Consider the following 13,871-nt stretch of genomic DNA (forward strand, 5'->3'; position numbering starts at 1 on the left):
GCCCGGTGGTGCCGCCGGGTCAGACGTCGCCGAGGACTTCCCTGCGTTTGGCCTCGGCCTTGCGGTTGAGGGCGTTCGTCATCCGCACGGCGGTGATGGTGAACGCGATGCCGCCGACGAGGAACAGCACCTGGGTGATGACGCTGACGATGCGGATGTCCTGGGTGGCCAGCGCGATGGCCAGCATGATGAAGCCGCCGCACGCCCACGCAAACCAGATCCTGAACTTCTCGACCCTCACGGCCGTCTGCACGTCTCTGTACTCGGACATCTCGTCCCCCCTGCGGTGGTGATGGTGGACGCATTGTGGCGCGATGTGGGCCAGGGGTGCAGGGGCGTGACGATGTTGTGACGCTGGCAAGAGCCCCTATAGTCAAAGGTGTTGATCCAGTGACCATCGGCCGTCACCCGTGACGCTCCGGGATGTTGGCTCGCTGGAGAGAGTGACCCCCGCGTAGGGTCGAGGCGCCTGCTCTCCGTGGAGGGGGTATGCGGGCGCCAGCGTGCAGGGGCAGGCTCGGAAACCCCCGTGACGGGTCTGCCCCTGCTCGTGGTGCTGCTTTCTCGGCTAGTACTGCAGCCGCAGTTGCTGCTGCGGCTGCAGTACCAGGGTTCGTGATCCCTCTTATGTGTCCCTCACAGGGTCATCTTTCTGCGTCTCGGTTCATCACCGTCTCCCGCCGAATTGCCAGTTATGGACCTCGATATGGTCGTAGTAGTCCGGGGCCAGGACGGCGCGTGCGGTGTCTGCGTCTGGGGCCCGAACCAGCACCGCAGTGCCCAGCCAAGTGGTGCCGTCGTCGGAGAGCAGCGGCCCGTAGGCGATCAGCTCGTCGCGGTCGGGCGGCACGGTGGGGTCGGCGGTCTGTCCTGTGCCGAGGCCGAGCACCAGGTATCGGTTGCCGCCGGTCCGGCCACCGGGGAAGTCCCACATGGTGCGCCCCAGAACGTTCTGCCAGCGGCGCAGCAGCACGTCCTGGTACACGCCGGCCTGGTAGCCGGGCTCGTCGAAGGCGAATGCGCGGGCGGCGGCCGGATCGGGCAGGTCGACTATGTGCACGCTGCCGGTGGGCGTGTCACCGTCGTCGGCGAGGGTCGGGCCGCGGGCGATCATTTCCGTCGCGTACCCGTCCATGTATGACCAGTGCTCTTCCAGCAGTTCCTTGCGCAGTGCGAGGGAGCCGGGCCGGTCGCGGTGGAAGCAGAAGAACTCCATGCCGCAGTCTCTACCATGAGGGCTCTGTCATGAGGCTCCGCCTATTGCTGGAGCCGCAGTCATGGGGGTCGGTGACCGCGGCGGCGGTAGTGGCTGATCCGGGCCCGGTGCTGGTGGCGGCGGCGCCAGCAGGACCAGTGCAGGACGTGTTCGGTGCCGTGCCGGACGGTGTGCGCAAACGTGGCAAGCAGGCGGCGGATCTCGTTCACGCTCAGTCGGATTAAGTCGCGGCGGTGTCCCCCTTTTCGGCGGTGGTGACGCGGATCGCGGTCAGGTGGGCGGCTGCGGCCATGGCCAGGGTGATGTGCCGGTACCAGGCCGGGTAGTGGCGGACCTGGTAGTGGTCAAGGCCGGCTTCGTTCTTGGCGGCCTGGAAGCACTCCTCGATGGCCCAGCGCGCGCCCGCGGCCCGGACGAGTTCGGCGAGCGGGGTGCCGGCGGGGGCATGGGTGAGGTAGTAGGCCCGTTCACCGTCGGAGCGGATCTCCCAGGCGTGCTCGGGCAGCACCGCCGAGACGGTCCGGGCACTTTGCCCGCGCGGCCCGCACCGGTGCGTGTATTTGATCGCCAGCACGTAGCCGAGCCGCCGGGCGGCGAGCCAGGTGCGCAGCACCGGGTCCTGGCCGTAGACCTCATCGCCGCACACCCAGCGAAACGGCACCTTCGCCTCAAGAGCGCGGGCCGGCATCGCCTTGGCCAGGGCTGGCTTGGTGGCGAAGGACACCCGGTCACTGATCTTCGCGTCCGCCCGGCGGGCCTCGTCCTCGATCCAGGTGTTGGGCAGGTACAGCTCCCGGTCGATCAGGGCTCGGCCGGCGGTGGAAGCGTAGGCGAGGAACACCCCGAGCTGACAGTTGTCGATCTTCCCGGAGGTGCCTGTGTACTGCCGCTGCACCCCGGCCGAGCGCAGGCCCTTCTTGATGAACCCGGTCTCGTCCACGACCAGCACACCGTCCTGCGCAGCCAGATGCTCCAGCACGAAGGTGCGGACCTCATCGCGGACCGCATCGGCGTCCCAGTCAGCCTGGTTCAAAAGGCGCTGCATGCCGTCCGGGCACCCCTCGCCGGCCTGCTCGGCCAGCGTCCAGCCGTTCTTTCGCTCCAGCGGCGCAAGCAGCCCGCGCAGATACTCCCGCGCTCGGCGACGCGGCTCCGACCTGCGGAAATGACCGGCGATCCGAGCATGGACCGCATCCAGGCCCGCGGCCCACCGCTGTACCTCGTCGAGCGTGACATCCCCTCCCATGCCCCACTCAACGACCAGGCGGACTCGACAGTCACACCAACTGCGGCTGCAGTACTAGCCGAGGGCCGTGCCGATGGCGAGGCCGATCAGACCCACGGCCACGACGGACAGGCCGAGGGTGGCGGCCTGCTGCTTGGCGACCTTGCTGAGGTACGCCTGCCCGGCGATGGCGGCGATCATGAGGACGGCCGCCTTCTGGTTCTTCGACATCTCTACTCACCTCCCTTCACGTGGAGTTATGGCGCAGCATGACACATGGGTCTGACAATGCCCGGATGCCGGAGGGACGTTGAGGCCTGGCACGATTCGGCGTCCCGACGCCTTCACCGTGGGGGCGGGGGGCGTTTGGTGGTCCAAACAAGCAGAAAACACCCTGGACGAGTTGCGAGGAGGGGAGGCCTCCGTACGGTTAGGAGTTGGAGCACCGACTGTCTCCGTCGATGGAGGTGAGCTGTGGCAGATAGCACGGAGCCTTCCGCCGGGGATCAGACGTCCCGCAGGCTCTCCCACCATCCCTTTTTTGAACGACACATGTCACTCTTAAGGTTTCTGGAGGTTGCTGCTGCTATTTTCATTGCCGGTGCGACGCTGGTGACGCTCATATTCCTCGCCAGGCAAACGGAGGCCGCTCGCCAGCAGGCTGAGGACACCGCCAACCAGGTGTCAGCGGCGAGGCTCGATGGCCTCTACCAGCAACTTCTGAGGTGGGATGAGTTCCGAAGCGCTTCCGATAACAAGCGCATGAACTTGCTTATGACTCAAGTTGACAGCTTTGACGACATCAAAGATGCCGAAGAGCGAGAGCAGTACTATTCTGCGCAGGTCTGGTTCGTCGATTACTTCTCCTACGTATACTCGACTCTTCCAGGGCTTGAAGAATGCGTCCCTGACGATGGACGCTTGACGTTGCGCGGATCCCCCGAAGACAAGGCGAGGAAGTGCGATACATGGATTGCCTGGAGTCAGACAATTCATGACGCGTTCTCTCATGGCCCTACATGTCAAGTGCTCAACGATTTCGAGGCCCTGTACGAAAGGAAGTTCGTGAATGCAATCCGCAAGAGTGGCGCCTGTGTAAAGTAGTAGCTTCTCAGGCCTGCGCACCGGTACGTTCGACCACGGGCCAGTCCGGCTTCCCTTTCCTTCGCGTCATCCTTCAGCGGACCCCTTGGTGCCGGCCCGGGGTTCAACCCCGTCCGGGAGCACCGAGTTCGCGCGGGCCAGCAGGGACCGTGCGGTGTACAGCCGGGCGGTGCTCCATCCGGGCGCCAGCGTACGTCAGGAGCCCTCCGCGGGTCCGGTCCACGTACGTTCCGGGAACGGCTTCTCGGGTCTCCAGTTTGCCGTCATCTGGGCTTCCAGCAGCTCTCTCACGCCATCAGCGCGTGCGGCTCGCAGAGCGGATTCGATAACGAACTGCCGTGCCCATCCGTAGTCTTCAGCAGTGATGGACTCGTCCCACTTGGTAACGATGAAGCGTCTACTCCCGTCATGGTACGCATGGACTCGCGGGGCCATGGCCTTGAAGCGAGCAAAGCCCGGGAAGTCGATTCCCAAGCTGATGACCTGCATGGCTTCCTGTGTCTCTTGGGCGATATCCGAGATCTTGCCCAACCGTGGATGGTCGTGGCGTTTCGGCCCGTCGACTCGGGGCTCGTCGACCCAGTGCAACTTCGGCCCGAACGAGAAGGGTGTCTGTTCCCACCCGATGCTACTGCCGTTGCCGGAGTAATGATCACGCAGGCCTTCGAAGGCGAGGGACAGTCCAGCCATGGCCTGAATGTAGTCGCCGATGTCCGCGTGGGTCTGCGCCTCACCGAGCAGCCGGGCCACTTCCCCCTGAGTCACGAGATCCACCATGTCGATGGCCTCGAAGTCCACGCCGAAGACCATCGGTGTGGCGGTAGTGAAGAACGTCGACACGTAGTCGCGGCACCGCTCGATGGTCTGCGTCGCCGGAACGTTGCCTTTGTGCTTGAAGCCGACCCGTGCATGGTTGAGCCTGTCCATGTCGGTCTTGCCCGGCAGCGCCACCGTGGTTTGCGTCTTGATCTGTCCCCAGTATTCCAGGAAGTCGATCTTCGGGTTGACATTGACACCCAGGTGGCTTGCGGACAGGCCCAGGAAGAGTTCGACGGCGTCGTGGAACTTCAGGACGGCAGTGGCGGATAGAGGATGTGGGCTGCGGCTTGCGTCCACTCCTTCTGCATAGATGTGCTTGACCAGGGCCAACTGCTGAACGATGGTCGGTGTGAGTCTTGGCGCCACGATAACTCCCGGTTTACTAAAGGGCGCTTGGCATCGCCGCAGCACGCCGTCGTCTGCCGCAGCTACGCAGGCGGTGTACGGCCCCCTGGTACGCCTGCCCCTCTCAAGGGCTCACGGGCCAGCGTACGCGTCGGCCCGTCACTCACCGGCCTTGTGGTACGCGCGGCGCCCGGCGAGGGCCTGGGTGACGGTGGCGCCGTTCCAGCGGTGTGCGCGGCCGGAGGTGTCGTCGGGGACGGGCCAGCGGCCCTTGGAGCGGTCGGCGCGGATGGTGGCGGCCGTGACGCCGGTGAGGGCCTCGATCTCCTTCGCGGTGTACAGGCGGCGCGGCTCCAGCTCGACGGCGGGCCGCTCGATGTGCTCGGCGATGACCTGGTCGACGGCGGCCGGGTCGAACAGCAGCTGCTTGCCGCGCTTGCCGATCGGCTCCGGCCACTGAGGATGGCGCGCCCAGGCGTTGCGTACGCGGTACTCGCTGCGGCCGTGGCGGGCGGCGATCTCGGTGTACGTCTCGCCCTGGGGTGTCTCTACCATGATGGTGTCCGTCCCTTGTGGATGGTTGGTGACCAGCGGGGGTTTTGCGGCGGACACTCTGGTGTCTGTGGGCTGCGGCCCGGCCCCCGCTGGTCGTCCCAGCGTGCGGTGAGGCCCCTGGATGGCTGCCAGGGGCCTCGGTGTGTCAGTCCTCCTGGGAGTCGAGCAGCTCGTGGGCCACGATGTGGAGGGCCTCACCGGCGGTCACGAGGTTGATCCTGATCTCCAGGCTCACCAGGTGTTCCTGGAGCTCCAGGTACCTCCCGTACAGGTGGGCTGCGGAGAGCCAGTGGAGGCATCCTCCCCAGATCCCTGCCTGAAGGTCTTCGTCGATCGGCTCGTCCTCGATGAGGTCGACGACTCGGGCGACACCCTCGATCATCTCCGCACCGTGGATCACGTCGTCCACGAAGTCCGGGAGGCGGATCGGGAGCGGGAGGAGCCCGCAGACCCTGGTGATCAGGGTGTAGATCCCGATAATGGAGCGACCCAGGTCCTGGATCTCCCGCTCGGACTCATCAGACATGGTGTCCGTCCTCTCTTGAGTTGTGGTGGTTGGTGAAGGTCTCGGGGTTTGCGGCCCCTCGTTCCTTCTGTCTCCATTATGAACCTTCGTGCACTGCTTTGCAACACTTCTGGCTTGGAAAGGCCCCAACTTTCCGCAAGTGACTCCACCTGACTCCTTCAGGGCAAAGGTGGAGCTGTGTCGTGATGTGCTCGTGATGTGAGGGTCGTATGTATGTTGCTGGACTTCGGGGGTATGCGAGCGCCCTTGCCGGGTTGCTCATGACGAGGGTGGCGGTGTGGCCAGTGGTGCACAAAGACGAGGATCAGCCCCTGGCCAGCCGGCCCATACTGTCTGCGGTCGCCCTGGAGGGCGGGGAGCGGATCGCTGAGGCCCGGGATGCGGCCCGCCGGTTCATGACCGAGGTGCAGGCCGTTCACGGGATCCCGGTCTCAGAGCGTGCGATGGGCTTGGCGGAGCTGGTGGTCAGCGAGCTGGTAACCAACGCACACAAGTACGCGCCCGGCCCGTGCCTGCTGGACCTGGAGGTCCGCGACGGCGCCGTGCAGATCAGCGTCTGGGACACCGATCCGGCCCTGCCGGTGCCCCAGGAAGCCGATCCGCACCGGGTCGGCAAGCACGGCCTGGAGATCGTGATGGCCGTGTGCCGCAGCTTCGAGATCCGCCGCGAGCCAGTGGGCAAGCGCGTCAAGGCCGCGATCGTGCTGGCCGATGATCCCGGCGGGAATCCGGCGGGCCGACTGATGTGACCTCCCTGTATGAATGCTGGTTCCGAACCGCCTGGACCTGCGCTCGGCACGCTCCAGGCAGACGGCACCTGAAGCCGGGACCGTTCGTCGGGTCAGGCGAGTTGCCAGCCGGACAACCGGTGATCCTCACCGACGTCGGCGGTCAGCCGCTTACCGGGCAGGTCGCTCACCGGCACACCGACCGCCGCGGCGATGTCCGCCGCGGGGTAGCGCTCCGGCTCGCCCCGCTCCTCCGGCGGGACATCGGCGACGATCTCAGCCTGGTCGCCGAACAGCAGCAGGACTCGGACAGTGACTCGTTCAGTGGTCATGAGGCCATCATCTCCATGTCGAAGGGAGGACTGCGGGATCAGGACGTCCACGCCACAGTCATCGCACACGCCTCCGTCGGGCAGGTCGCCCGACGTCATGGGAGCGAAGACGCCAACGCCGTGGCAGCACCGGACGCAGTAGAGGAAGCCGGAGCCGGGTGCGCGGTACGCCACGACCTCGGCGGCTTCGCGTGGCAGCGGGCAGCCGTCGTCTCCCCCGGCGCAGCGCATCCCGTCGCGGGTGGCGATGTGGAGGTGTTCGCCGGCCTTCACCGCCTGGTCGACAATCGCCGCGGTGATGGCGCTGCGGCCGCTGAGCTTCGGACGGCTCAGCCCAGCCCATGCGCTGACCCACTCCCGTTGCCAGTCGGCCAGCCGAAGCGGTGCCACGGCCTCATCGATCCACGCGAGAAGCGGGGACGGCGGCTCGCTTACGCGTCCGCGCTCCAGCTGGGCCAGGGCGAGGTCGACGTCGGGGTACGGGCGGTAGTTCACGTGACGGGCTCCTCACCGACGATCTTGCCGTAGCCCTGCTGGGTGAGGGCGAACTTGATGAAGCCGGGGTCGCCGAAGACGCGGACCCGGCACGTGGTGCCGTCGAAGGTGTCGTCGACAACGACGGCGGGGCCGAGCTGCTTGACGGTGGCGTCCAACAGCTCCGGGTTGGCTGTCTCAACGATCAGGTCCGTAGCAGTGCTCATGGTCACGCTTCCTCGTCGTCCGGGCGCGGCGCCTGGTCGCGGAAGACGCCCTCGGCGGGCTCCACGATCATCTCCAGCAGCGGGCCGACGGTCGGCTGCTGCTCCAGCACGGGCCAGTTGGTCGACCCGTAGCTGGAGTGCAGCCACTGCCGGGCGATCACCTCGTACGTGCCGCCCTGCTTCGCGATCGTGTCCCACAGGTGGATGAGGTCGCCGACCTGCGGCGGGTACGGCGTGTGCATCTTGCCGTCGTGGTGCGGGCTGCTGATGTTGATCGGGTCGTAGTGGAACTGGCCGCTCTCGGCTGGGGTGCGGATGTAGAAGCTGCACACGATGGGCTTCAACTGTGGGGCCTTCCTGGGATGAGGGGTTGCTGGTCATGAGGTGGAACGCCGCGCGTGGCGGCCGCGCTGCTCGGAGTTGAAGGCGTTTCGGCAGGGCTGGCAGGCGGACGCTGTGATGTAGCGGTGGGCCCAAAATCCTTCTGGGGTGCCGCACTTGCCGGTCCAGTCGGGGAACGCCTCCGGGTCGTCGATCCGGTCGTCGTCCCACGCTGCGGGCGGCGCCCAGTCGCGCTCGGCCGCGTACGCGCGAGCGCGGGTGATGCCGCCGGGGCTCGCGCCGTGTTCGGCCGGGTCGGCGCGCCACAGGGCGTCGTACATGGCGCGCACCTCGAGGGCCCGGCGCACCAGGACGTGGTCCCGGGCGAGCATCTGGCCGAAGTTGCCGGGGGCCATGCCGAGGTGGGCGGCGAGGTGCTGTTGGGGCCAGCCGACCGCGACCAGGGCTTGGACGCGGCGGCGGGTCCCCAGAGGACTGATCGGGGTGGACGGGGCGAGGTTCTCCAGGGTGGGTTCGACGGCCAGGACGGAAGCGGCGAGGGCCGGCCGAACCTTCTCCTGCGGCGGCGTGCCCCGCTCCGGGCGCCCCCTCAGCACGGCCTGGAGCCGCTTCCGGTCGACGCCCGCGAGGGCCGCGATGCGGCGCAGGCCCATACCGCAGTCCTGGAGGTTGCGGAGGTGGACGCGGACAAGTTCCGCGCTCGTCCAGGGCTGCCAGGTGCCGCGTCGCATGGCGTGGTCGCGGGCGTCGTTGTACTGGGCGACGGCCCAGCCGCAGACGTAGCAGCGACAGCCATCCAGCCGGTAGCGGGCGTAGCCGTGCGGGCGGGTCATGACCGGCCCTGCTCCGTGATGTGGTCGGCCATGGCGCGGATGGCGGCGCGTACGGCTGCCACGTTCTCCCTGGGGGTGTCGGGTCGGCCGCGGATGCCGCGCAGGACGGCGAGGGCCTGGCGCAGCGGCGCGTCGAGGACGAGGATCAGGCGGTCGCCGTCCGGCTCATCGTCCAGCTCGGCAGCGGGCGGCTCCGGCGCGGCCTGAGCGTCGGCCCGGCGGATCGCTTCAAGGTCCCGCAGCACGGTGTCCTTGCTGACGCCGATCTGACCTGCGATCTTCCTGGCGCTGAGCGTCGGGTCCTGCTCGATGAGCTGGCGCACGAGGGCTTGGCGCGTGGCGACGGTCATGGCGGGCGGCTGGCTCACCGGTCCTCCCCCGAGGTGTCGCCGGTGGCGCGCGACGGCGCATCGCCGGCGGCGGTCCGCAGCTCGTCGGCCGCCGAGCCGTAGGCCAGCCAGGCGACGGCGAGCGGCGGCCGGCTCGTGCGCTGCCAGTCGTTCGGGGTGGGGTCCATGGTGCTCACTCCTCGAATTCGGGGAGGCCGCGGGTGTCCAGTCCCATGGGGGACGTGGTGGAGTGCAGGTGGTCGACGGCCGCGCTGAGGAACCTGGCGGCCTGCATGGCGGTGTCCAGGGCGGTGCGCATGTGTTTGACGGCCTCGTCGGCGTCGCCGCCGTCGATGAGCAGACGGCCGTGCTTGTGCGTGTGCAGCACGGGCACGGCGGTCTGGTCGATGGCCTGTGGCAGCATGCCCACCAGGCGCGAGAGGGCGCCGAGGGCGTCGTACGAGGCGCCGGGGAACTCCCAGTCCGCCCGCGTGACGCGCGAGTCGTGGTTGAACTCGCGGACCAGCTCGGCGGCACCGGACAGGTGACGGGCGGGTGAGCTCATGATCCTTCTTCCTTCTGCGCGCGGTCGCGCGCTTCGCAGGGCTGGGTGAGGCGGGCGAGCAGCAGCGGCAGGGCCTCGACGTCGCCGATCTGGCGGGCGTAGGCGATGGCGTCGGTGATCTGCCGCTTGTCCTCGTCGGTGACCCAGTGGGCGATGACGTGGTGACAGGTGGTGTCGCTCACGGCCGTGACTCCGTCTCGACGCTGCTGATGTCGCGATCGGTTACGGCGGTGAAGTGCTGGCTGGTGTCGAGGTACTCGGCGATCAGGTCCGGGTCGTCGCGGAAGAGGCCGCCGAGCAGCTCGGCGGCCTGCTCGTCGCTGATCGGTACCTCGTACGTGGCGGTCTCGGTGACCTGGACGGTGAACATGGGAGTCTCCGGCTGGTGGGCCCGGCGGCGCGGAAGCGAGTCGGTGCGCTGGGCGCAGGTCGCGTGTCCGGCCGCCGGGAGCTCTCGGTCGGGTTACTCGGCGGGCCGCTGCGCCTCTCGGTCGCGCCGCACGGCCTCCTGAATGAGGCGGATGGCGGCGACGCACACCTCGCGGGTGATCGAGTCGTCGCCCCTGTTGTGCTCGATGTGCTCGTAGATCTCTTCGGCGTCGCAGGTGTACGGGAGGTTGGTGTTCCAGTCCTCCTCGACGGCGAAGCCGATGCCCACGGTGGAGAACTTCGGAAAGCCGACGATGGCCTGGCCGTCGGCTACACGGACGCGGTATGCCCAGTAGTCCTCGTTGATCGGCGGGGTGAGCATGCACGGGCCGATGACGGGGGTGGCGTTGGGCTGGTCGCGGACTTCGAGGATGAGGCTGGCGGGCGTGACGGGGTACGGGGCGGCGTTGGTGTCGGCCATGGCAACTCCGGTAGTAGGAAGTGCAGGTGGGAGAGCGCCCGACGGGAGTCGAACCCGCGCTTTGGCCGGGTATAAGCCGGTGCCTCTGCCAGTTGGGCTACGGGCGCTTGGAGTACGTCCGGCCGGACTCGAACCGGCGCGCTGCGGGGTATAAGACCGCTGCTCTGCCACTGAGCTACGGAGGCTTGGCGGGCCGCGCCCCGCCGGGGGGAGTTCGGGGCGCGGCCCCTGGGGTGGCGGCCGGAGGGGGAGTCACCGGCCGCCGGTCTGGTGGCCCGTCAGCCGCTGGCAGCCGAGCGGGTGACGGACTTGCGGCGCACGTGGAACGGGCCGGACAGCTCGCCCCACGGGTCGATGAGCGCGAACCGTGGGTCGGCCACCCCGAACGCGTCCATCGCGTCGCAGATGCCGCAGGTGCACGGGATCGCCAGCCACAGGCCGTGGCAGCACTCGAACGTCCCGTGGTAGAGGACCAGGTCGCCCGGCTCGATCAGGTCCAGGGACCGGAGCAGTGTGTCCGACATGACTCCCCCTTCAGGTGGGTGCGGGCGGTTACGGGTGGCTGCGGACGGGGCCGCCGGTCGGCGTCCACCGCATCGCGTCGGCGCTGGTCAGCCCGACGTACGGCGTGCGGTTGGCGCGGACCACGCGAGCGGGCCGGTGCTCGGCGAAGCGGCCGTACCGGTCCCATGCGGCCGTCAGCACGTGCGCCTCGGACGGCCGGTAGGCCATGACGCGGCGGAACCGGCCGTTGATGAACCGGAACGCCCGGCCGGGCTCACGCCGGTAGGTGTCGCGGTAGATCTCGGCGGCGACCCGGCCGAACGGGGAGCCGTACCGCCAGTCAGCCGGGAGACCGCGCTGTCCCAGGTACTCGGCGACCGTGATCCTGCGGCTGAGCTGGCTGTTCATGGCACCCCCTCGCGGATCACCGGGGCCGTTGACCCGACCCCATGTAAAAGATTGTACGAGGAAGTACGAGTCAGCACAATACACAGCTCCCACTTTCTTTGACTCATTCGCACTGTCCTGACGCCCGGTGGACCTCAACCACCGGGCGTCGCCCGGGACTTGATCACGACGGTTGCGCCGTGCTGTTCGTGGTGAGCAGGTAAAGGCGGTCGCCCTCGTAACGGGCGGGCACGCCGGTCTCCTCGTCGGCGCACTCAGGGTTGGTGCACCAGGCGCGCGGACGGTCGTCCTCGGGGCGGCAGTGGATGCTGGCCTGGCCGCAGACGAGGCAGCGCACCCCCCGCATCTGCCTGGACGGCGACTGGAGACCCAGCACGGTCCGCACGGTGGAATGCCAGCGCCCCACGGTAGACGTCACCTCGGCGACGCGGCCGGTAGCCTCAGCGCCCGCAGAAAGAGCCTTGAGGGCCCGGTCCCACCGCTGCATGTGCGTCGAGCCGCGCAGCTCCATGTCGAGGATCCGGGCCTGCGCCTTGATCGCCGTAGACCAGTGCACCGGGTCCAACGAGGCCGGCGGCCGGGAGCTGGGCGTGGACCGGCCGCCGACCTCCCGCGGCTGTGCGGTGCGCAGGGCGAGGCTGTCGAGCCGGTGGATGAGGCCGGGGCCGCCGTCGCCGGGGTGCTGCTCGTCACCGGTCCAGCGGTCGACGAGGTCGGCGACCAGGCCGTCAAGCGTCTGCATCGGTGGCCTCCTGCAAGTCGAGCCGCTGGAACAGCCAGGCGCCGCCCCGCGCCACGGCCCGGTAGCGGCCGGGGGCGTCCGGTGGGCCGGGCAAGGAGGCGCAGTGCCGATGCAGGTCGCATTGCAACAGCGCGTCGTCCAGGCGTTCACGCAGTGGGTGGCGGACGGTGAAGCCTTCGTCGTCGAACTTCACGATGTGCTCGGTGTCGCGGTCAGCGAGGACCCTGTGCGCCGCGTCGGGTTGGGGGCACTCCAGCCGCGAGCACGTGAGGTAGCCGCCCTCGCCGACGAAGAGCGACGCCCAGCCGCAGGCGGGGCAATGCCCGCGGGTGAAGACGGGTTGCATCAGGTGTCCTCCGTTCGAACGACGATCACGCGGTGAAGGCCGAGCATGTCCGTCAGCTCTGCGATGGGGTCGCGGCGCTCCCAGGCCCCGGTGGGCAGAGGCGCCACGGGGAGCTGTTCGCCGTGCTCGCGCTCGGCGTTGGCGAGCCATGCCATGAGGTCCGGTGCGTCGATGTCCTTCGGCGGCTCAACATCGCGGAGCTGCGGGTGCTGAGCGAGCCGTGCCGGGCCGCAGGTCTCGGCCGCACGCGGCAGCTGGTGCGTGAACAAGCTGTCGCCGGTCATGAAGCCCAGCACGTCGTAGATGCCGTCCATGTGCCGGTGCGAGAGCAGACGTCCGGTGGTGACACTGAGGATGTCGGCAAGGGGGTAGAGCTTGGAGGTGCTCACGGCCGGGTCACCTCCAGGCGCCGGCGGCCGCCGCGTGGCTGCCGGGTGGCGACGACGTGGTAGCCCTCAGCGCGGAGCTCGGTGGTGATCGCGTCGAGCTGGTCGGCCTCGCCGGGCCCGTCCCAGAAGACGTGCACGCGGCGCGGCCCGGCCTGGGCGACGCGGAAGCCGGGGTCCCAGTCGCCGGCCTCGAACTCGCTGAACTCGTGGCCACGGTCGATGAGGAAGCGTTCGACCGATGCGGCCTTGATACGGCGCGCCATGTCACCGCCTCCCCAGTCCATAGCGGCGAACGTCGCGGATCGCGTCGGCGATGTGCGGCGGGTCCGGCGGGACGTGGATGACGACAGTCGTCTTCGCGGTCTCCGCGTCGGCACGCCGTACGGGCGGCCGGTGCTGGCAGGCGCACTTCCAGGACGGGGCCCCGGTCTCGTCGCAGTGGCGGGCGCCGGGCACGCCGTCGGCAGCCTCGGCGCAGGGCTTACAGATCACGGTCAGACCTCCGTGGTACTGGACTGCTGAGCTCGCCTGCGGGCGTGACGGATGCATCCGCAGCGCGGCGGGCAGGACCACCGAACGTGCCGGTTCCGGTGCTTACCCCACCAGTGCCGCCCACGGGCGCACGCCACGGAGCGGATCACAGCGTCGGGCGTGGTCACTTCGGCGGAGGACCAGCAGCGAGGGGAGTCGCGGGGGTCGTTGGTGAACACGTCAGGCCTCCCTGTAGCGGACGGCGAAGCCGGGCAGGCCGAGCCCGAAGTCGGGGTCGGCGGAGGCCGGACGGAGCGGGGCGCGGAGCTCGGTCTCGTCGACGCTGCACATCGGGCCGCTCATCGAGAGGCCCGCCTGGAGCCCGGTCCAGCGGAACGGTTCGTCGCAGTCGTGGCAGTTGACCTTGATGTCGGCGTGGTAGCCGACCACGGTCGGGGCGTCATCGCTGGCCGTGACCCGGTTGACTTCCACGAAGGCGTCGAAGTTCTCGTGCAGGCACGGGCGGTCGGGGTTCGCCATG

Annotated in this window: 27 protein-coding genes and 1 tRNA gene; 2 read left to right on the forward strand and 26 right to left on the reverse strand. The window is 68.5% G+C overall.

Annotated elements, in window-relative coordinates:
- Positions 1-19 precede the first annotated feature (19 nt).
- The 4 genes from ACFPZJ_RS19070 to ACFPZJ_RS19085 form a co-directional block, all read right to left on the reverse strand.
- Positions 20-271, reverse strand: a complete 252-nt coding sequence (locus ACFPZJ_RS19070; protein WP_381022785.1) for a hypothetical protein — start codon at positions 269-271, stop codon at positions 20-22.
- A 396-nt stretch (positions 272-667) separates the two neighbouring features.
- Positions 668-1,216, reverse strand: coding sequence for a YciI family protein (locus tag ACFPZJ_RS19075; protein WP_381022788.1), 549 nt, complete (start codon positions 1,214-1,216; stop codon positions 668-670).
- Positions 1,217-1,436: 220 nt separating this feature from the next.
- Positions 1,437-2,462, reverse strand: a complete 1,026-nt coding sequence (locus tag ACFPZJ_RS19080; protein ID WP_381022790.1) for an IS701 family transposase — start codon at positions 2,460-2,462, stop codon at positions 1,437-1,439.
- A gap of 54 nt (positions 2,463-2,516) precedes the next feature.
- Positions 2,517-2,672 carry a hypothetical protein gene (locus tag ACFPZJ_RS19085; RefSeq protein ID WP_381022792.1) on the reverse strand — a complete coding sequence of 52 codons (156 nt, stop codon included), beginning with the start codon at positions 2,670-2,672 and terminating at the stop codon, positions 2,517-2,519.
- Between the two features lie 243 nt (positions 2,673-2,915).
- Here ACFPZJ_RS19085 and ACFPZJ_RS19090 point away from each other — a divergent pair, with 243 nt between their 5' ends.
- Positions 2,916-3,545: a hypothetical protein gene (locus tag ACFPZJ_RS19090; protein ID WP_381022794.1), complete on the forward strand. Its 630-nt coding sequence runs from the start codon at positions 2,916-2,918 to the stop codon at positions 3,543-3,545.
- Positions 3,546-3,740: 195 nt separating this feature from the next.
- Here the strand turns inward: ACFPZJ_RS19090 and ACFPZJ_RS19095 are convergent, their stop codons facing one another.
- The 3 genes from ACFPZJ_RS19095 to ACFPZJ_RS19105 form a co-directional block, all read right to left on the reverse strand.
- Positions 3,741-4,730: a hypothetical protein gene (locus ACFPZJ_RS19095; protein WP_381022796.1), complete on the reverse strand. Its 990-nt coding sequence runs from the start codon at positions 4,728-4,730 to the stop codon at positions 3,741-3,743.
- A gap of 138 nt (positions 4,731-4,868) precedes the next feature.
- Positions 4,869-5,264, reverse strand: a complete 396-nt coding sequence (locus ACFPZJ_RS19100; protein ID WP_381022799.1) for a helix-turn-helix transcriptional regulator — start codon at positions 5,262-5,264, stop codon at positions 4,869-4,871.
- A 145-nt stretch (positions 5,265-5,409) separates the two neighbouring features.
- Positions 5,410-5,790, reverse strand: a complete 381-nt coding sequence (locus ACFPZJ_RS19105; RefSeq protein WP_381022802.1) for a hypothetical protein — start codon at positions 5,788-5,790, stop codon at positions 5,410-5,412.
- A gap of 287 nt (positions 5,791-6,077) precedes the next feature.
- Between ACFPZJ_RS19105 and ACFPZJ_RS19110 the strand changes: the two genes are divergently transcribed.
- The gene (locus ACFPZJ_RS19110) at positions 6,078-6,539 is read left to right on the forward strand and encodes an ATP-binding protein (protein ID WP_381023455.1); all 462 of its coding nucleotides are present in this window, start codon (positions 6,078-6,080) and stop codon (positions 6,537-6,539) included.
- Between the two features lie 92 nt (positions 6,540-6,631).
- Here the strand turns inward: ACFPZJ_RS19110 and ACFPZJ_RS19115 are convergent, their stop codons facing one another.
- The 19 genes from ACFPZJ_RS19115 to ACFPZJ_RS19205 form a co-directional block, all read right to left on the reverse strand.
- Positions 6,632-7,345 (reverse strand): hypothetical protein, encoded by a 714-nt coding sequence (locus tag ACFPZJ_RS19115; protein ID WP_381022804.1) that lies wholly within the window; start codon positions 7,343-7,345, stop codon positions 6,632-6,634.
- Positions 7,342-7,551 carry a hypothetical protein gene (locus tag ACFPZJ_RS19120; RefSeq protein WP_381022806.1) on the reverse strand — a complete coding sequence of 70 codons (210 nt, stop codon included), beginning with the start codon at positions 7,549-7,551 and terminating at the stop codon, positions 7,342-7,344. The genes ACFPZJ_RS19115 and ACFPZJ_RS19120 overlap by 4 nt, the downstream gene beginning before the upstream one ends.
- Positions 7,552-7,553: 2 nt before the next feature.
- The gene (locus ACFPZJ_RS19125; protein WP_381022808.1) at positions 7,554-7,895 is read right to left on the reverse strand and encodes a hypothetical protein; all 342 of its coding nucleotides are present in this window, start codon (positions 7,893-7,895) and stop codon (positions 7,554-7,556) included.
- 33 nt (positions 7,896-7,928) lie between these two features.
- A complete protein-coding gene (locus ACFPZJ_RS19130) occupies positions 7,929-8,726 on the reverse strand; it encodes a hypothetical protein (protein ID WP_381022811.1) in 798 nt (265 codons plus the stop codon).
- A complete protein-coding gene (locus ACFPZJ_RS19135) occupies positions 8,723-9,094 on the reverse strand; it encodes an HTH domain-containing protein (RefSeq protein WP_381022813.1) in 372 nt (123 codons plus the stop codon). The genes ACFPZJ_RS19130 and ACFPZJ_RS19135 overlap by 4 nt, the downstream gene beginning before the upstream one ends.
- Positions 9,091-9,243 carry a hypothetical protein gene (locus ACFPZJ_RS19140; protein WP_381022816.1) on the reverse strand — a complete coding sequence of 51 codons (153 nt, stop codon included), beginning with the start codon at positions 9,241-9,243 and terminating at the stop codon, positions 9,091-9,093. The genes ACFPZJ_RS19135 and ACFPZJ_RS19140 overlap by 4 nt, the downstream gene beginning before the upstream one ends.
- Positions 9,244-9,248: 5 nt before the next feature.
- Complete coding sequence (locus tag ACFPZJ_RS19145) at positions 9,249-9,620, reverse strand: hypothetical protein (protein WP_381022818.1); 372 nt, start codon at positions 9,618-9,620, stop codon at positions 9,249-9,251.
- Entirely contained in the window at positions 9,617-9,802 is a 186-nt protein-coding gene (locus ACFPZJ_RS19150) for a hypothetical protein (protein ID WP_381022820.1), read from the reverse strand. The genes ACFPZJ_RS19145 and ACFPZJ_RS19150 overlap by 4 nt, the downstream gene beginning before the upstream one ends.
- On the reverse strand, positions 9,799-9,990 hold the full coding sequence (locus ACFPZJ_RS19155; protein ID WP_381022821.1) for a hypothetical protein: 192 nt from the start codon (positions 9,988-9,990) through the stop codon (positions 9,799-9,801). Before ACFPZJ_RS19155 ends, ACFPZJ_RS19150 begins: the two co-directional genes overlap by 4 nt.
- A gap of 93 nt (positions 9,991-10,083) precedes the next feature.
- Complete coding sequence (locus tag ACFPZJ_RS19160; RefSeq protein WP_381022823.1) at positions 10,084-10,470, reverse strand: hypothetical protein; 387 nt, start codon at positions 10,468-10,470, stop codon at positions 10,084-10,086.
- A 33-nt stretch (positions 10,471-10,503) separates the two neighbouring features.
- A tRNA-Ile gene (locus ACFPZJ_RS19165) sits at positions 10,504-10,577 on the reverse strand.
- A gap of 171 nt (positions 10,578-10,748) precedes the next feature.
- On the reverse strand, positions 10,749-10,994 hold the full coding sequence (locus tag ACFPZJ_RS19170) for a hypothetical protein (protein ID WP_381022824.1): 246 nt from the start codon (positions 10,992-10,994) through the stop codon (positions 10,749-10,751).
- 28 nt (positions 10,995-11,022) lie between these two features.
- Positions 11,023-11,382, reverse strand: a complete 360-nt coding sequence (locus ACFPZJ_RS19175; protein ID WP_381022827.1) for a hypothetical protein — start codon at positions 11,380-11,382, stop codon at positions 11,023-11,025.
- 163 nt (positions 11,383-11,545) lie between these two features.
- Positions 11,546-12,124 carry a DUF7341 domain-containing protein gene (locus tag ACFPZJ_RS19180; RefSeq protein WP_381022830.1) on the reverse strand — a complete coding sequence of 193 codons (579 nt, stop codon included), beginning with the start codon at positions 12,122-12,124 and terminating at the stop codon, positions 11,546-11,548.
- Complete coding sequence (locus ACFPZJ_RS19185) at positions 12,111-12,470, reverse strand: DUF6085 family protein (RefSeq protein ID WP_381022832.1); 360 nt, start codon at positions 12,468-12,470, stop codon at positions 12,111-12,113. Before ACFPZJ_RS19185 ends, ACFPZJ_RS19180 begins: the two co-directional genes overlap by 14 nt.
- Positions 12,470-12,859: a DUF7736 domain-containing protein gene (locus tag ACFPZJ_RS19190; RefSeq protein ID WP_381022835.1), complete on the reverse strand. Its 390-nt coding sequence runs from the start codon at positions 12,857-12,859 to the stop codon at positions 12,470-12,472. Before ACFPZJ_RS19190 ends, ACFPZJ_RS19185 begins: the two co-directional genes overlap by 1 nt.
- Entirely contained in the window at positions 12,856-13,122 is a 267-nt protein-coding gene (locus tag ACFPZJ_RS19195; protein WP_381022837.1) for a hypothetical protein, read from the reverse strand. The genes ACFPZJ_RS19190 and ACFPZJ_RS19195 overlap by 4 nt, the downstream gene beginning before the upstream one ends.
- Position 13,123: 1 nt before the next feature.
- Positions 13,124-13,351, reverse strand: coding sequence for a hypothetical protein (locus ACFPZJ_RS19200; RefSeq protein ID WP_381022840.1), 228 nt, complete (start codon positions 13,349-13,351; stop codon positions 13,124-13,126).
- Positions 13,352-13,570: 219 nt separating this feature from the next.
- Positions 13,571-13,870: a hypothetical protein gene (locus tag ACFPZJ_RS19205; protein ID WP_381022843.1), complete on the reverse strand. Its 300-nt coding sequence runs from the start codon at positions 13,868-13,870 to the stop codon at positions 13,571-13,573.
- Between the last annotated feature and the right edge of the window lies 1 nt (position 13,871).

It is taken from the genome of Streptomyces bullii (assembly GCF_042657145.1).
Taxonomy (GTDB): Bacteria; Actinomycetota; Actinomycetes; order Streptomycetales; family Streptomycetaceae; genus Streptomyces; species Streptomyces bullii.

Coding starts and splice junctions, on each gene's coding strand:
- ACFPZJ_RS19155 (WP_381022821.1), bottom strand. CDS start 9,990: ATGTTCACCGTCCAGGTCACCGAGACCGCCACGTACGAGGTACCGATC.
- ACFPZJ_RS19080 (WP_381022790.1), bottom strand. CDS start 2,462: ATGGGAGGGGATGTCACGCTCGACGAGGTACAGCGGTGGGCCGCGGGC.
- ACFPZJ_RS19205 (WP_381022843.1), bottom strand. CDS start 13,870: ATGGCGAACCCCGACCGCCCGTGCCTGCACGAGAACTTCGACGCCTTC.
- ACFPZJ_RS19195 (WP_381022837.1), bottom strand. CDS start 13,122: ATGGCGCGCCGTATCAAGGCCGCATCGGTCGAACGCTTCCTCATCGAC.
- ACFPZJ_RS19120 (WP_381022806.1), bottom strand. CDS start 7,551: ATGAGCACTGCTACGGACCTGATCGTTGAGACAGCCAACCCGGAGCTG.
- ACFPZJ_RS19185 (WP_381022832.1), bottom strand. CDS start 12,470: ATGCAACCCGTCTTCACCCGCGGGCATTGCCCCGCCTGCGGCTGGGCG.
- ACFPZJ_RS19105 (WP_381022802.1), bottom strand. CDS start 5,790: ATGTCTGATGAGTCCGAGCGGGAGATCCAGGACCTGGGTCGCTCCATT.
- ACFPZJ_RS19100 (WP_381022799.1), bottom strand. CDS start 5,264: ATGGTAGAGACACCCCAGGGCGAGACGTACACCGAGATCGCCGCCCGC.
- ACFPZJ_RS19130 (WP_381022811.1), bottom strand. CDS start 8,726: ATGACCCGCCCGCACGGCTACGCCCGCTACCGGCTGGATGGCTGTCGC.
- ACFPZJ_RS19085 (WP_381022792.1), bottom strand. CDS start 2,672: ATGTCGAAGAACCAGAAGGCGGCCGTCCTCATGATCGCCGCCATCGCC.
- ACFPZJ_RS19175 (WP_381022827.1), bottom strand. CDS start 11,382: ATGAACAGCCAGCTCAGCCGCAGGATCACGGTCGCCGAGTACCTGGGA.
- ACFPZJ_RS19145 (WP_381022818.1), bottom strand. CDS start 9,620: ATGAGCTCACCCGCCCGTCACCTGTCCGGTGCCGCCGAGCTGGTCCGC.
- ACFPZJ_RS19170 (WP_381022824.1), bottom strand. CDS start 10,994: ATGTCGGACACACTGCTCCGGTCCCTGGACCTGATCGAGCCGGGCGAC.
- ACFPZJ_RS19160 (WP_381022823.1), bottom strand. CDS start 10,470: ATGGCCGACACCAACGCCGCCCCGTACCCCGTCACGCCCGCCAGCCTC.
- ACFPZJ_RS19070 (WP_381022785.1), bottom strand. CDS start 271: ATGTCCGAGTACAGAGACGTGCAGACGGCCGTGAGGGTCGAGAAGTTC.
- ACFPZJ_RS19075 (WP_381022788.1), bottom strand. CDS start 1,216: ATGGAGTTCTTCTGCTTCCACCGCGACCGGCCCGGCTCCCTCGCACTG.
- ACFPZJ_RS19180 (WP_381022830.1), bottom strand. CDS start 12,124: ATGCAGACGCTTGACGGCCTGGTCGCCGACCTCGTCGACCGCTGGACC.
- ACFPZJ_RS19140 (WP_381022816.1), bottom strand. CDS start 9,243: ATGGACCCCACCCCGAACGACTGGCAGCGCACGAGCCGGCCGCCGCTC.